The organism is Rhizobium sp. C4 (assembly GCF_021026315.1).
GTDB lineage: Bacteria > Pseudomonadota > Alphaproteobacteria > Rhizobiales > Rhizobiaceae > Ensifer_A.
Genome location: NZ_JAJNCX010000012.1, coordinates 33,458 through 48,676, shown reverse-complemented (window position 1 = coordinate 48,676; position 15,219 = coordinate 33,458). Strand labels below are relative to the sequence as shown.

Genomic DNA, 15,219 nt, shown 5'->3' with positions numbered 1-15,219 from the left:
TTCGTCCTCTGGTTGATCATTATATCTTTGATTTCGATCTCAATCGATTGAGAGATGAGTTCGAAGTCCGATCCGATACTTCGCGCAGTTGGGGGCTGAGACGTGGCTGATATCGCAGGTCTGCTTGTCAAGGTTGTTGGGGACGGTACTGCGTTCACGGCGAACAAACGAACTCTCGGCCTAAAGGCGGGTTCAGTCGAGCCTGTCTTGAGCATGCCTCCGGACCCGGCCGCCGGCATGACAGTTCAGGCCGGGCAGGGGGCCACTTGGCTCAAGATCGGTGCAGATTTCAGGAACTCGGACAATCCATGGGATGATGCCCATGCTGTCGTCGATCGCGGTTCGGCCTTTGCAGCCGCGGGCGGAGCGCAGATGCTGGCCGTCGAACCCGATCTGGTCCAGCAATGGGACTACAAAGACGCGAACGGCGACCGCGGCATGGCGGCGAGCGCCAGCCCTGTCTGCGTTTTCGACGATCAGGACGACAGCGGCCGAAAAGCGGTCAAAATGGGAGTAGTCGCCTGGAATTCCGGCTCAGCCTTCAGCCAGTTCGACGCGGCGCGTCGGAAGGTCGGCAATAAGCAGGAAAGGATAACCGTTGCTCACCTCGACACGGGCTTTGATCCGAAACACCAGACGCGGCCCGTCGGGATCGTAAATAATGCGCTCTGGCGCAATTTCGTCGATGACGGCCACGGCCCAAACGATGCGATTGATCATGCGCCCGCCGGGACGTTGAGCAATCGCGGGCACGGTACAGGAACGCTCAGCCTGCTGGCGGGCAACAGGCTGGATGGCACCTCACCGGGCTGGCTGGGGTTTTCCGACTATGTCGGCGGCGCTCCGCTCGTGCAAATCATTCCAGTGCGGGTGGCGAACTGGGTCGTGCGCTTCAGTACGTCGACACTCGTGCAGGGTTTCGACTATGCTCGCCAGCAGGGCGCCCATGTGCTTTCCATGAGCATGGGCGGATTGTCCTCGGCAGCCCTCGTAGACGCCGTCAATCTTGCCTACGAGCACGGTGTGGTCATGGTCACCGCTGCAGGTAACAATTATGCTTATAGGCCATCGCCGAAGAGCATCGTTTTCCCGGCCCGCTACCAGCGCGTTCTGGCGGCTTGCGGTGTGATGAGCGATGGTCGCTCCTATTCGGGCCTCGCATCCGGAACGATGCAGGGCAACTATGGTCCCGACAGCAAGATGGCAACGGCGCTGGGAGCCTTCACCCCCAACGTTCCTTGGGCAGAAATTGATTGCGGCAAAATCGTCGACATGGACGGCGCTGGCACCTCGGCTGCGACGCCACAGATTGCTGCTGCTGCCGCCTTGTGGCTAGCCGAGCACTGGGACACGGTGAAGAACTATCCGGAGCCATGGATGCGCGTCGAGGCGGTTCGTCACGCGCTCTTCAGCACAGCCCTGAAATCTACTGCGAAAATGAACGCGCAGGAAACCCAGGAGAAGATCGGTCAGGGCGTCCTGCGAGCGGAAGACGCGCTTGCCGTCTTGCCGCTGGCCGCGAACAAGCTGAAGAAACTAAAACTTGCGACCGATTCCTGGAGCTGGCTCAACCTCCTCATTGGTGGCGGCGTCAGTCTGGCTCCGGAGGGACCGCAAGCGCGGCAGAAACAGCGTATGCTCGCACTTGAGCTGACACAGATGGCGCAGCGTGTCGCTTCTGTAGATCAGGCGATCTCCGATCCAGATGCGGATCCGGCACAGATATCAGCCGCTGCCCGCAATCGTTATCTGGAGGCCGCTCTCGACGAGGGCAATCCGTCCAAGCCCCTGCGAGCTGTGCTGGAGGCCGCTCTTGGCCGAGCCGCCGTGGCTACGACGGCTGTATCAGCTCCGCCGACGCCGCCGCCGATCGCGCGAAAGCCTCGGGCGGTCACCCCGCCGGCACGACGGCTGCGAGTTTATGCGCTCGATCCGGCGGTCAGCAAGAAACTGGATTCGGTCGCGATTCACCAGGCGACCCTTTCGGTACCGTGGGATGATGAGCGGCCGGACGGGTCGCTCATGCCAGGGCCGGTGGGTGAGTACATCGAAGTGGTCGATGTCGATCCGGCTTCGAACCGTGTCTATGATCCTGTCGATCTCAACGACAAGCGTCTGCTTGCCCAGGATGGCCTTACTCCCTCGGAAGGCAACCCGCAATTCCACCAGCAGATGGTCTATGCCGTGGCCATGACGACGATAGGTCACTTTGAGCGGGCGCTGGGGCGTCGAGCTCTCTGGGCACCGCGTTATGCCAGCTATATCGGGCGTGATGGCGACCGGAAGTCGAAGGGGTATGAAGTGCCGCGACTGCGCATCTATCCGCATGGACTGCGCATGGAGAATGCCTATTATAGCCCGGACAAGAAGGCCTTGCTATTCGGCTATTTTCCGGCAGATAGCGGCGGCGATGACACGACCGCGCCGGGATCCATGGTCTTCTCCTGCTTATCCTTCGATATCATCGCGCATGAAACCTCGCATGCACTCCTTGATGGTCTGCATCGCCGTTTCCAAGAGGCTTCTAATCCGGACGTGCCTGCGTTTCACGAAGGGTTTGCCGATATCGTTGCGCTGTTCCAGCACTTCACCATGAAGGAACTTGTCAGTTTCGAAATCGCTCGAACCCGTGGCAATCTTTCGGCCGTTAATCTCCTGTCGGGTCTCGCCATTCAGTTTGGGGAAGGGAGCGGTCGATCCGGCCCTCTTCGCGATTATGCCAAACCGAAGATGGCAGAGCTCGACTATGAGAAAACCCTTGAACCCCATGACCGAGGCTCGATCCTCGTCTTTGCGGTCTACGATGCCTTCCAGGCAATCGTCGCGCGGCGAACGCAAAGCCTCATCCAACTCGCGACAGGCGGGAGTGGCATCTTGCCAGCCGGTGCTTTGCACCCGGGGCTTGTAGAACGTCTGACGGAAGACGTCGTCAAGACTGCACGCAGCATGCTCGACATGTGTATTCGGGCTCTCGATTATTGCCCGGCGGTAGATATTACGTTTGGTGAGTATCTCAGAGCCGTGATCACGGCCGATTTAGATGTCTTTCCAGAGGACACCTACAATTATCGGCTGGCCTTCATGGATTCCTTCCGGAAGTGGAAACTTTTGCCGCGCGATGTGCGGACCATTTCGGAGGAAACGCTGACTTGGGATACGCCGGCGGTTGCCACGCCATGGCTGGAAAATATCCTGAAAGGGATCGATCTAGGATGGGATCGTAAGCTGACCCGGTCGAAAATATTCGAACTCAACGAAAGTAACCGTTGGAAGATGTGGACGGGATTGAAGAGCGTTCTGCTGGATAACCCGGGGATCCACGCACATTTCGGTTTGTTGCCCGACCTGCCGCGTTACCGGGACGATGGTACATTGCTCAAGAAGCCCGATAAGGGCGGCACGACGTTCGACGTCTATGGCGTGCGGCCAACACGCCGCGTCGAGCCGGACGGATCGTTTCGCACCGAGGTGATAGTCACGATCCAGCAGCGTGTTCCACTGAGACCCGACGGAACGATGGCGATGGAAGGCGTGAAAACCGGCGAGGAATTCCTCTGGTTTCGCGGAGGCGCCACGGTGATCATCGATCCGCGTAAGGGGCAGGAGGAAATCCGTTACGCGATAATCAAGAATACGGGAAGTAATGCGCGCCAGGAGCGACAGGCGAAAGCTGCCGCAGCCCATTACATTTCGCCGCTGAGAGCACTGTATTTCGGTGAAACTACGTCCGAGCCGTTCGCGATGCTGCATGCAGATCATGGGGGACACGACCATGGCTAAGGCACCCGCAAAGAAAAGAAAAAGGACATCGGCAGCTGCAAACGCGACAGCACCGTCTTCCCTGTTGAACAGCGCTCTTCCCGCGCTTACCGTTCGCCACTACTGCCAAGGTATAGGTGACAGCCATCTCCTTACATTTCGCAAGTCCGACGGCTCCATGTTTCGGATGCTGATAGACTGCGGCGTTCACAGCTCTATTACCGGCGGTGGAGATCTCATTCGGGATATCGCTGCCGATATAAAGAAAGAGACAGGCGGAAAGATCGACGTCCTGGTCGTGACGCACGAACACTGGGATCATGTTTCTGGTTTCACCAGTGCGGCGGAGATCTTCGACAAAAACAAATTCGCCGTCGACGAAGTCTGGATGGCCTGGAGTGAGAACCCGAAGGATCCCGATGCTATCGCATTTGACAGGTTCAAGACCCAGGCCCTCGCTGCTCTGAAGGACGCGAGCGCTAAATTGGACGCGGTCAAGGGCTTAGACAGCTACGTGGGTGGCCTCCGTGATAGCTTGAATTCGGTGCTGGGATTCCAATTCGGAGCGGCGGGGGAGAAAGTTCGGGCTGCGCGGGACGCCGCCGCCGCGCTTTCGAAAAGGCAGCCGCCTGTCTACATGGGGCCGGAGACTGCCCCATTCTCGATCCCCGGCCTGCCAAACATCCGCATCTACGTGCTTGGCCCGCCACGTAGCAGGGATGCACTGAAGCTGGAGACCAAGGCGAGCGAGCAATATCCGCTGGCTGCCGACAGGGCCCCTCAATTCCTGAAGCCCTTGCGTGCCGCGCTAGATGCCAACAATGCGGATAGTGCCGCCTATCCTGCAGACGATGCGTGCCCTTTTGACCCGCATATCGGGACTCCGCTTTCAGACATCCTGGCCGGGTCGGTGGACGGAGAGACATCCGATTTTGTTCGAAGGCATTACTCGGAAAGCTTACCGACGACGAGTGCCAAGCCCAGGATCGATGATGAAACGGTGAGGGACCAGTCCTGGCGCCGGATTGATGCAGACTGGTTGGGCATTGCCGCTGACCTCGCCATGCAGCTCGATCGCGGTGTCAACAACACCAGCCTCGTGCTGGCATTCGAAATGATCGACAGCGGACGGGTCTTCCTGTTTCCTGGTGATGCCCAGATCGGAAGTTGGTTGAGCTGGCAGGATTTGAACTGGAAAATTGGGGATGCGACAGTCACAGCGTCAGATCTGCTTGCTCGAACGGTCTTCTACAAGGTCGGACACCACGGCAGTCAGAACGCGACTGCGCAGGCAAAGGGGATGGAGCTGATGACGAGTCCAGATCTCTCCGCGTTCATTCCGACCAACCAGGCAGATGCGAAGAAGGTGGGCTGGGGCGAAATGCCGTTCCACGGCATCCTGGACGCGTTGGAAAAGAAAACGGGCGGGCGAACGGTGCGGGCAGACGACAGCTGGCTGGGCTCCGGAGCGCTTCCGGAGGCGCTTGAGCGGCCGTCCGGTTCACTAAGAGCCATTCGCTCCAATTCGAAACTGTGGGTCGAGTTCGACCTCGCCTAAATTTAGGGGCCCTTCACCGTGCAAGCTTTCCTTGGCAAACGTCTATCGTTTTTCAATAGCATCCTCGTCACGATCCTTATTTTGGTCGGAGCGATGTCAAGCATGGCCTTGGCGGCGGACGAACAATCCACGCTTGGTCTTTCGACCAACGTCTATTCCGCGTCCATCAAATCGCTCACCATGCTTTTCGTTATCGCCGTCATCCTCGAAAGCGCGTTTGCTGTGATTTTCAACTGGCGCGTTTTTCTCGCCTTTTTCGATACAAAGGGCGTGAAGACGGTTTTGATGGTCTTGATATCGTCGATCGTCGTGTTCGGATTTAAGATCGATATTTTCGCAAATCTGGTCGTTGCGTTCAGCGTACCGGATACGCTCACCGACAAGGCCGCGATCGCGCAGTTCCTGAGCACGCACGCAGCAGATACTTCCAATTTTTGGTCGAAGCTGATTACGGCATTCGTTCTTGCCGGTGGAAGCAGCGGGATCCACAATCTGATGTACGCGTTGGGTATTCGAACCAGTCGAGATGCCGAGGTCACGCCAAAGCCTGATCAGGACCAGGCTTGGGTTTCGGTTTCGATCAAACGAAAGAATATCGTAGGCCCGGTTCAAATCGGTGTGGTGAAGGTCGATGGCCCGCCGGCAGGTGAAACAGCAATACCGCTCTCGGGGACCGTGAGGTTCGCACGCCCGACACTTCAGGCTCTCCTCATGCGGGCAGTCAATCGCTTCCCCGCAAACGGTGGTTATGTGGTCGAGCCGAACAAGATTTATCTTGTCAGTGCGGTCGCGGATGTTCCCGGGGCGAAACCCGGAGAGCAAGTCCCGTTCAGGACTCAGCCGCGCTACTACACGTTTTCCCCGCGCGCTGTCGTTGATCTCAGCATTGAGATCACCGGCCCGGCAGTCGCGGTGGTCGAGCCCATAAAGACGAAGGACGTTGTGCCGCCTGCCGCAGATGAGGGCAGGTAGACATTGAAAGGGCTGGCGCATCCCATTCTGCCGTGGACCGTTCGCCGACGGAATGCGCAGAATTCAAAAGTCGACGGGCACGCATTCAGTGAGTTTTTGAATTGCGTGTTCCGAATGCCGATTGAGAGGAGGAGAAGTGGAGCGCGATTGGCCGCGAAAGAAAAAGCTGTCGTTGGCTGGCTGCAATCAACCAAGACGAGTATGACTGACAAGCCAATTGAACTTTTAACGGGAAGCAGTAATATCCGTAGGAACGCAGAAACGCTGAGTATAGGGGCGGCCCTTGATACGAATTGAAAGAACAAGCGTTTCAATGCCCCCGTCGCTGTTTGACAACAGCGACATAAAGCGAGGCGCTCTTGCCCACGTCCGGGAGTACTACCAGGTCGAACATCTGAAGCGCGGCCAAAAGAAGTTTACTTTCGACGAGACACCTTATCGCGGGAGGGATGTCAAGGCGGCGTTGCGGGAGCTGTTTCAGCAAAAATGCGCATACTGCGAAAGCGAGCTGACCGATGTGCGGCCAAACGAGATTGCCCGCCACAGGCCAAGGACCTTCGCAACAAGCATTAAGGGGGTGATCGATGAGGATTATTATTGGTGGCTCGCCTACGAATGGCAGAACATCTACCATGTGTGTGCCCATTGTAATCGCAGCAAAGGACGGCGATTTCCGGTCGAGGGTTCGCGCGCCGCGATCGGAACCACATATTGGGATGTCGTCAAAACCGAACAGGCGTTGTTGATCGACCCCTGCAACGACGATCCCAACGTTCACCTGGCTTTCGATGATACGGGCATGGTGGGAGGCTTGACACCACGAGGCCAGGCGACGATCGACATTCTGGCATTGAACCGTGCAGACCTCGTCTCTTCCCGCCAACAGGCATTGGCCATCTATCGGTCTGCGCTTCGCCTTGCGACCAAAAGCGGCGAGGGCGTGTTGAGCTCCGACTGGCTAAGGGAGCTGAACAAGACCCTTCGCGAACCGGGGCCTTACCTTGCCGCCCGCAGACAGTTCGCGGCACGAGAACTCAATCGTCAAATGGGTAGAGGGAACGGACTTCTTTCGCCCAGTCGGATGCTGAACTTCCTTGGAAAGATAACGGGGCGGGCAACGGCTGACCAGCTTCTCTCGGACCTTGTTGCGCTCATTCCTCCGATTGAGCTCAAGGGAACAGCGCTCAAACGGAAGGTGGCCGAAAGTCAGGCAGACGCCGAGTTTTCGGTCGAGGTCGGTCGCCAGAGAATCGATCCGGCATATTTCGAGAAGAGTCGGCTTCTCGAGTCGGTGGAAATCCGCGATTTCAAGAAGATCCGATCGGTCAAGCTAGATCTTGCCCGCTCCCAGTCGCCAACGGGACCTTGGGCGATGCTGCTCGGGGAAAACGGTGTCGGCAAATCGTCAATTCTTCAAGCGATTGCTTTGACAATGATCGGCGCAAAATATGTCGATCAACTCGACCTTGATCCCATGACGTTCATTCGCAATGGCGCAAGCAAGGCGTCGGTGGCGATCAAGATCACAGGTCGGCCTGAACCACTGACCCTTACGATTGACAAGACGGGTTTCAAGCACTCGTCAGTTGAATCGAAGGTTCTCACCCTTGCTTACGGTGCAGTCCGTCTTATGCAAAAAGCTGGTTCAGCGAAAGGGATCGACCTTCCCTATGCCAAGGTCGATAATCTCTTCAATCCACTTGTCCCGGTTAGCGATCCTGAAGCTTGGTTGTCGGCGGAAAAGACGACATCCTTCAACAAATTCGCCCGATCATTGAAGGACGTCTTCTTCGTGCTTGACGATGACGACAAGCTTGTGCGCCGGAACGGAAAGATTTCGGTAAAGTCGCGCCAGGGAAATGTTTCGTTTTCGCAGCTAAGCGACGGGTATCAGTCGGTCATCGGGATCACCGCCGACATTATGCGGGTCCTATCGAGCGTGTGGGACGCCATGGAGGCGGCCGAAGGACTGGTTCTGATCGATGAGCTTGGTGCACATCTGCATCCTCGATGGAGAATGAGGATTGTCTCCGGACTTCGAAAGGCCTTCCCGCGCGTCCAGTTCATTGTTTCGACGCATGATCCGCTTTGCCTGCGCGGTCTTCAGCCTGGTGAAGTCTTCGTTGTTGAGGACGAGGACGAAAGTGGCGTTCCCTACATCATCACCGATGTTCCCGATGTGTCGAAGATGACGGCGGAGCAATTGCTGACGTCGGAGTTTTTCGGCCTTCACAGCACCGTCGATCCGGAGCTCGACAACAAGTTCGAAAGATACCTTCAGCTAAAAGCAGAGCCGCACTCCGACGTGGTAACCGCTCAGCTTTCAAGCCTGGAAGCGGATCTGCAACAGGATGGTATCCTCGGCAAAGACAGGCGCGAGCGGATGATGTTCGAGACGATTGACTCCTACCTCGCCGAGGAGCGGACGCTAACCGAACCCGCGGATCGCGCATTGGCGAAAAAGGAGACCCAAGAACGACTGGCCTCGATCTGGCTTCAAGTTCCCCCTGTTCCCGAGACGGACGGGGGAAATGCGCAATGATCAAGGTCGAACGGCCGGCTTTGCCAGATGACATCAAGAAAATAATGGACGAGGAGCGCGCTGACGCCGAGGCATATCACAAGCCGCCATTTGACAAAAAGAAGCCGCCATATCCCTTCAAGGCCTACAAGAACAAAAGATTGGGAGAGCTTCTCCAGGAGGTCTTCCATAGCAAATGCGCCTATTGCGAGTCATCGATGGCCGCGGTTCAGCCCCAAGACGTCGAACATTTTCGTCCCAAACAGGCCGTACTCATAAACGGCGCGCTGGATAAGCCCGGATATTACTGGCTCGCATCGCACTGGCCGAACCTTCTTTCGTCCTGCATTTATTGCAACCGACCCAATCGGCACAAGATCGGCAGCAAGGCCGCGGCCCGGGCGCTTGGAAAGGGCAACGAGTTTCCTCTCGAAGTCGAGGCCAACAGGGCAAGAAGCCATACGATCGATATTGCGCAGGAAAAGCCGCTTTTGCTTGATCCATGCGTCGACGAGCCATCGGAACATCTGACATTTTTCTGCAATGGCTGGATAGAGGCGCGCAAAGATGATGCGGGCATACCTTCCAGTAGGGGAAGCAAAACCATCGACATCCTGGCGCTGCAGCGACCAGGCCTAAAAAACGAACGGCATGCGCGGGCGACGCTTATCCTCGGTGACCTCGTTATGTATGACGCGTTGGAAGCAGAAGTGGCCAAAGGTGAGGGTTCCAGAACAAACCTCGCGCTGGCGACCGTTCGGATCGACCAATATCTGAAGGACAATCAGCCATATCTTGGGATGGCCCGGCAACTCATCGAGGGCCGGAAGCCCGGTTTGATCGAGATGCTTCCAAAAATCCTCAATTCCGGTGCTCCCGAAATCAATGAAGCCAAAAAGCAATTGGCGGCCGCAATCCCTTCCGACTGATTTGAACAGTAGGCGAGGCCGCAGATGCTATCGGTGTTCAACCATCGTCATGCGGCTTCGAAAACCTCGTCCTGGTATGAAGGGTCCGCGACAACTTGAGTGGGCAGCGGCCGGCGGCATGGAATGCCATCGAGCATCATTGACGGTTGATGTATCCGAGGTAGGTTATGGCAAAAACGCCTGGAGCCAAGCAGCCAAAGAAACGAGAACTCCTGGCTACAGCCGGCGGAAACACCACGGCCTCGGGTGTAAGATAGTGCGCATGAATTCTTTTACGCGGTGGATTTCCGTTTCGCGGAAGGAACGCCTTAGCAGTGGGCCGAAGTGCTCCGGCGGCTACGTGATAGTGGACTGTTTCGCGGCGGTATTGGGATGTACGTGAGTTTCGTGCACCTCAACGCCCGCGGATCTGTGAACCGGGACTGGTGAAAAGCCGGCCTGCAGAGTGAGGACAACTCCTAGCCTCGGTTCTCTAGCTTCAACCCTTCATGAAGATGGACGAGAACCTTCGCGGTCGACTCGCCGACAGTGATCCTGCCGTCCTTGTTGGCGTCGAGGCCGGCATTGGCCTTGTAATTTTTGCTTGGATTCTCGTAGATCACCGTGCTGTCGGAATTGCCGAAGAAGGCCGGCGCTAAAATTGCCATATAGACGTCCGACAGTTTCTTGAAGGGGCGACCCTTGGCCCATCGCGTCATGTATTTCTCGACGAAATCGAGTTGGCGCAGTTCAGTCATGGTCGCGAGTTCGGCGACTGTGGTGCCCAGATCGGCGGCGGCGATCGGCGTGAATTGGATGAGCCCAGTCGCTGAGCCGCCGGCGAGGTTTTTCTGTTTCGCCGAGAAGCTGCGCGCCGTCTCGAAGGACATCGCCGCCATCAGGTAGCTTGGGTCGCAGTCCATGCCTTCGCAGATCGCGATCACCTTTTTCTTGAAGGCGTCATTGCCGAACTTCTTGTCGACATAGCGCCCCCAGGCGATGCCTTCGCCAGGCGGGACCACATCTGAGCCCGGAACATCCCCGCCGCTGCCGAGCGGCGGGCCGACCCAGCGGATCGCCGCGACTTCGGACCGGTCGAAATCCGAATCCTTCACCGAATTGCTTTGGTTGCCGCCGAGCAGCGTGACCTTGCCCGCAACGCCGCTTTGTGTCGGAGAGTAGAAGCTGACGTGGCCGGAGCGCGACCCGTCCGGCGGCGGCGACATGACGACGACCGCGCCGACAGGGATGTCGGCGCTGCCGAGCGGGATCGCCAGATTGCCCCATTTTTTCCAACTGGCGGCCCAGGCGGGATCGTGGACGATCGTATCGGCGACTTTACCCCCGACCTCCTTCATGCAGAAGGCTGCAAAAGCGCCGCACCAAGCCAGCACCTTGCTCGTCGAAAGATTGGTCGCGTCGAAGTATTCGAGCACCCTTTTGGTACCGGCCGCGCTGTTCTCTTTCAACACGCCGTTCTGCCACGGGTCGACTTGTTCGCGTAGCGCGATCTCCAGCCAGGGTGCATCGCCGGCGGTGATCGGGAGCAGTTCGGGAACGTGAAGTTGCATCAGCTTGAAGGCGTCTGCGAGCAGCTGGTCGATCTTGGCGTTCACCGCGGCGTAGAAATCAGCAACCGTGCGCGGCCCGGCGGCGACGCCCTTAGCCTCTGCTTCAGCCTTGTCGACCTTGAAGACGTGGTGATTGTGGCGAAATATCCGCTCCATCTCCGCCTCGCGAAGATCGTCCAGGTTCTTGACGATCTCGTCGATACGGGCATCGACTTTGCCGGCGATCTGCAGCTTGCGCAGTTCGATCGCAGCGAGCGGCGTGACCACAGCGGCAATGAAGACATCGGAATAGGTCGGGATGTAGGGACCGGTCTTTTCCGGCTCCGTATTGGTGCCGGCGCCTTGGTCATGCGCGGTAATCGCCTCGCTGATCGCGCGCGTATCCTCGCGTGTCAGGAAGGCTGTGCCGAAGATTTGGTCCGATACGTTGTCGCGATCGTCAGCTGTCAGTTCGGGAACGTGCGCTTTGTCGAGATACTGGCTCCAGCGCGTCGATGTGATCTGGAACGGGCCGACTGCATCGGTGCCCGGGGTAATGTTGCCGACGTTGGCGAGGCCGGATTCATAAAGCGCCAGCGCGATCAGGTAATCGGCGTTGACATAGTTCGTGCCTGTGTCCGGCAATGCGTTGATCCACTCTTCCGCCTGCACGCAGGTGGTCAGGAACGCCCAGGGGATGATCGGCGGTCGCTCGGCCGCCTCCGCCGGTTCGAGAAACTCCACCGGTAGCCAGCAGTGCCGGACGTCACTTACCATTCGAAACTTGACCCGTCGAAGGGTTCCGTCCGCACTGAGCGTTTCACCGACGTCGCCGACCGGATCGTCTTCTACGATGCTACCCACGGGAATGCGCGGCGGCACCTTGGCAAGCGCCGGTGGCTCCCCTTCGAACGGGAACTGCGCCTTTGTCAGTTTGTGGAACATGATCGCTTCCTCCGCCGCTTCCGCCGGACGCAGTCGTTCGGCTAGTTCAACAGCATTCGTTCGAGATCGGGCGTGAACTGCGAGTTCAGGAACGCCTTGTCGCCCGACCGGAAGACGTCACCTCCGATCTTCTGCTTGATGGCCACGATCTTCGGGCGAAGCGTCGTCAACGTGTCGGTATCCGAAATCTCGACGGTTGCGCCATGTTTCTTGGCTAACGCACTAAGGTCGTCGCGCAATTGCGCCAGCGCCGCCGCGTTCGCCGGATCGTTCTGGAAGAGGTTCCGCTCCAGGAAGTTGGAAAACTGAGGATCGCACTCTGCGAACTGTTTCGGCTGACCGGCACCAAACGTGTTTATGATTACTGTCTGGACATTGGGCGACAATTCGCCGGTCTCGGCCTGCTTTTGCGTATACTGGTAGGCACGGATCCCCTCAATGGTGCGTGGACCGGCCTTGCCGTCTGCCGGTACGCAAAGCGCCTTCTGGATCGCTAAGGCGATGGTATTCAAGGTCGTCGAATTCTTCGTACCTTGACCGCGATCCGGTTTAAACACTTCCGTGTTGGATGTAATGGTCCCCACCACTGGCAGGTCGCCAAAGGAGCCACCGGCTCTTGGCATCTCGCCCTGTGCTCCCAGCGTGGAGAAGTCGTTGACCTTCGCCTCGATCGCAAAAGGTAGGCAAAGACGCGTGTAGGACCTGAGCGCATGCTCAGCGTCCGGCTTGGTAGTGAACTGGATACGCTGCTTCTGAATATAGCTGCGGAAATCGTAACGGCCTCTGAGCACGATCGAATTGATCGTTGAGGATTCGATCTCGAGTAAAAGCCGACTGTGGTAGTTTTCCACACTCTTGGTCAAGAGTTGGAAGGCCTGGCCGACGATGGTGATCGCCGTGGTCCCTGCATTTACCTGGCCCAGTATCGCCGAGGTCGCCGCTGCGGTGTCGCCGATCTGACTGATCCACGGCCCCTTTGATCGCTTGCGATTGTCGAGCCATTGCAGATAGGCGTCGCAGCGCCGGTCGATGTCGTTCATGCCCTGCTGGACAATCAGATTCCAGCTGTCGACCTGGCACCTCGCGTTCGGCGCATAGCTCTGGCTGGTCGCCTGCCGGCAGAGATAGCTGAAATACTGGTTCTGCAGCGATTCCGTCCGCACCAGGCCCGGCGCTGTCAGCTCGGATCCGATGCCGTTGGTCAGGTAGTTCTGCTCACCGGCCTGGCATCCGGCAAGCGCCGTCGCGGCCAACACCAGAATTGGCACGAAAACGCTGAGAATCGACTCGCGTGCTCGGGCCAAGCGCGAGCGTATTATTGTTAAATGCGAGCGAAAGGCCGAATCAACCATGGGGTTAGCATGAGGCCCATTCTCGCGCGAGCGCAATCAGGCGAAGTGGCGAATTCACAAATATCAACAAGTATTCAACAGCACGCGTCACATGTAACTGCTTTTCGAATTTCGATGCTGCACCGAAATTTAATCGCTGAAGAAGATCGCGTGGTGGCAACTGCCAAGAAGGACACCGTGTCCTGGGTATGGCGGACTCAACCGAAAAAGCTGGAGCATCGTACGCACGTCCACCCAATCGACAGGCCTGGGAAGGCGTCGCGGAGGGCGGAGATCAATCTCAAGGCCGGTGAAGTGATTGGTTTTGAGGAAGCCTGATTTTGTCAACCAATTGGTGAATGCGCGCAACGTGACAAGGCGTCGCCGGATCGTCGCCTGTTTTTGAGCTCGCTCAGTCTTTAGGTGCTGAAGATAGGCGAGAACCAACTCGCTATCGAAGCCCTCGCTGTTTCCCTGATTCAGAAACCGGACAAAGGCCTCAAGGTCTTGCCGATATGCATTCATGGTGTTTCGGCTGAGGCCGCGCGTGTTTTCACAGTGCCGAAAAAATGCCTCTCTGTTCGATCGTGTAGTTTCCCGAGCCATAGCGACCTCCTTGAAATCAAAAGAGGTTTGCTATCGTTCCACCGTTAAGGATTGATGTGTAGGTGGCTTGAGCGCATACGACACCCATTCCCGAGTTCGCCAGCAATCAGCCACCGCGCTGACCGCCTCATAAGCAGGCAAAAGCACCGAATTTCGGGGATCGCTTAAAAAGATTGCCGCCCTAGCCTTGATCGTCGTCCGCAGCGAGCGCTTTGACCAGATTCAACAGCTTCGCGCGCACCTTTGCATCTGTCACCTTGGCAAAGGCGCGATTGAGAGCCAGCCCTTCCTTGGATGACACGAAGCTGATAAGCTCGTCGGGCTCAACACCTCTCTCTGCCGGGACGCTTCCTTCGGCCAGCGCCTTGGGACCGTCGTCGAAGAAGAAGGAAACCGGCACGTTCAGGATGTTGGAAACGGCTTGCAGCCGGCTTGCGCCCACACGGTTGCTGCCTTTCTCGTATTTCTGCACCTGCTGAAACGTCACGCCCAACCCTTCTGCGAGCTTTTCCTGGCTGAGGCCAAGCATGTTTCGCCGAAGCCGGATGCGGGAGCCGACGTAAACGTCGATCGGGTTTGGGGTCTTCTTTTTGATTTGCATGGATAAATCCTAGACGTGCAAGGGTTTCCGCAGGTTCAGGTGGTTGAGGATTGATTCAGCCTCAATCAGGAACGACGCAAAGTTTCCGCGAGCCAGATCTGCGAATGTGGGGAGTGGAGAGTGGCGAGGTGGCGCAATCGTGTTTCCTTGGCATAGGCTGCGGTACGCCCCCGCTGCTTTGCTCATTGACCCGTTTCTTGTGATCGGGGAGTTGGAAAACCGAGCGCACTCGATCCCTGCGGCCTTTAGCTCGGAGAACCTGGACATACGCCACAGGCTCCCCGACCATAAGGTCAACGCACCGAAACCATTCTGGTTGGCCTCTTACCAATGCACTTTGGGTTTTCCACGCCGCAGAGCGGCGCGTACCACCCCGCCACTGACTCGGCTTAAGAATGCGATCGCTGGCAACATCGTTGAGGGAAAACCATACAGGCAGACCAGTGCTTTGCTGGCCCGCGTATTTCC

9 protein-coding genes and 1 pseudogene are annotated in these 15,219 nt (G+C 57.5%); 6 read left to right on the top strand and 4 right to left on the bottom strand.

From position 1 onward, the window contains the following. Window positions 1-237 precede the first annotated feature (237 nt). From LQK84_RS18965 to LQK84_RS18945, 5 genes are all read left to right on the top strand, one after another. A complete protein-coding gene (locus LQK84_RS18965; protein ID WP_230830302.1) occupies window positions 238-3,780 on the top strand; it encodes a S8 family serine peptidase in 3,543 nt (1,180 codons plus the stop codon). Further along, window positions 3,773-5,317 carry an MBL fold metallo-hydrolase gene (locus LQK84_RS18960; RefSeq protein WP_230830301.1) on the top strand — a complete coding sequence of 515 codons (1,545 nt, stop codon included), beginning with the start codon at window positions 3,773-3,775 and terminating at the stop codon, window positions 5,315-5,317. The genes LQK84_RS18965 and LQK84_RS18960 overlap by 8 nt, the downstream gene beginning before the upstream one ends. Before the next feature lie 18 nt (window positions 5,318-5,335). Beyond that, complete coding sequence (locus LQK84_RS18955; protein ID WP_230830300.1) at window positions 5,336-6,289, top strand: hypothetical protein; 954 nt, start codon at window positions 5,336-5,338, stop codon at window positions 6,287-6,289. A gap of 283 nt (window positions 6,290-6,572) precedes the next feature. Continuing rightward, window positions 6,573-8,831: an AAA family ATPase gene (locus tag LQK84_RS18950; protein ID WP_230830299.1), complete on the top strand. Its 2,259-nt coding sequence runs from the start codon at window positions 6,573-6,575 to the stop codon at window positions 8,829-8,831. Next, window positions 8,828-9,739, top strand: coding sequence for a hypothetical protein (locus tag LQK84_RS18945; RefSeq protein ID WP_230830298.1), 912 nt, complete (start codon window positions 8,828-8,830; stop codon window positions 9,737-9,739). The genes LQK84_RS18950 and LQK84_RS18945 overlap by 4 nt, the downstream gene beginning before the upstream one ends. A 458-nt stretch (window positions 9,740-10,197) precedes the next feature. Here LQK84_RS18945 and LQK84_RS18940 read toward each other — a convergent pair whose 3' ends face one another. Further along, window positions 10,198-12,213, bottom strand: a complete 2,016-nt coding sequence (locus LQK84_RS18940; RefSeq protein WP_230830297.1) for a hypothetical protein — start codon at window positions 12,211-12,213, stop codon at window positions 10,198-10,200. A 41-nt stretch (window positions 12,214-12,254) separates the two neighbouring features. Next, entirely contained in the window at window positions 12,255-13,565 is a 1,311-nt protein-coding gene (locus tag LQK84_RS18935) for a hypothetical protein (protein WP_230830296.1), read from the bottom strand. 9 nt (window positions 13,566-13,574) lie between these two features. Between LQK84_RS18935 and LQK84_RS18930 the strand changes: the two genes are divergently transcribed. Next, window positions 13,575-13,883, top strand: coding sequence for a hypothetical protein (locus LQK84_RS18930; RefSeq protein WP_230830295.1), 309 nt, complete (start codon window positions 13,575-13,577; stop codon window positions 13,881-13,883). Window positions 13,884-13,892: 9 nt separating this feature from the next. Here LQK84_RS18930 and LQK84_RS25340 read toward each other — a convergent pair. Next, window positions 13,893-14,150, bottom strand: a pseudogene (locus tag LQK84_RS25340) (site-specific integrase); the annotation flags it as partial. A 181-nt stretch (window positions 14,151-14,331) separates the two neighbouring features. Next, window positions 14,332-14,751 (bottom strand): helix-turn-helix domain-containing protein, encoded by a 420-nt coding sequence (locus tag LQK84_RS18925; RefSeq protein ID WP_230830294.1) that lies wholly within the window; start codon window positions 14,749-14,751, stop codon window positions 14,332-14,334. Between the last annotated feature and the right edge of the window lie 468 nt (window positions 14,752-15,219).

Coding starts and splice junctions, on each gene's coding strand:
- LQK84_RS18965 (WP_230830302.1), top strand. CDS start 238: ATGACAGTTCAGGCCGGGCAGGGGGCCACTTGGCTCAAGATCGGTGCA.
- LQK84_RS18960 (WP_230830301.1), top strand. CDS start 3,773: ATGGCTAAGGCACCCGCAAAGAAAAGAAAAAGGACATCGGCAGCTGCA.
- LQK84_RS18945 (WP_230830298.1), top strand. CDS start 8,828: ATGATCAAGGTCGAACGGCCGGCTTTGCCAGATGACATCAAGAAAATA.
- LQK84_RS18940 (WP_230830297.1), bottom strand. CDS start 12,213: ATGTTCCACAAACTGACAAAGGCGCAGTTCCCGTTCGAAGGGGAGCCA.
- LQK84_RS18935 (WP_230830296.1), bottom strand. CDS start 13,565: ATGGTTGATTCGGCCTTTCGCTCGCATTTAACAATAATACGCTCGCGC.
- LQK84_RS18930 (WP_230830295.1), top strand. CDS start 13,575: ATGAGGCCCATTCTCGCGCGAGCGCAATCAGGCGAAGTGGCGAATTCA.
- LQK84_RS18925 (WP_230830294.1), bottom strand. CDS start 14,751: ATGCAAATCAAAAAGAAGACCCCAAACCCGATCGACGTTTACGTCGGC.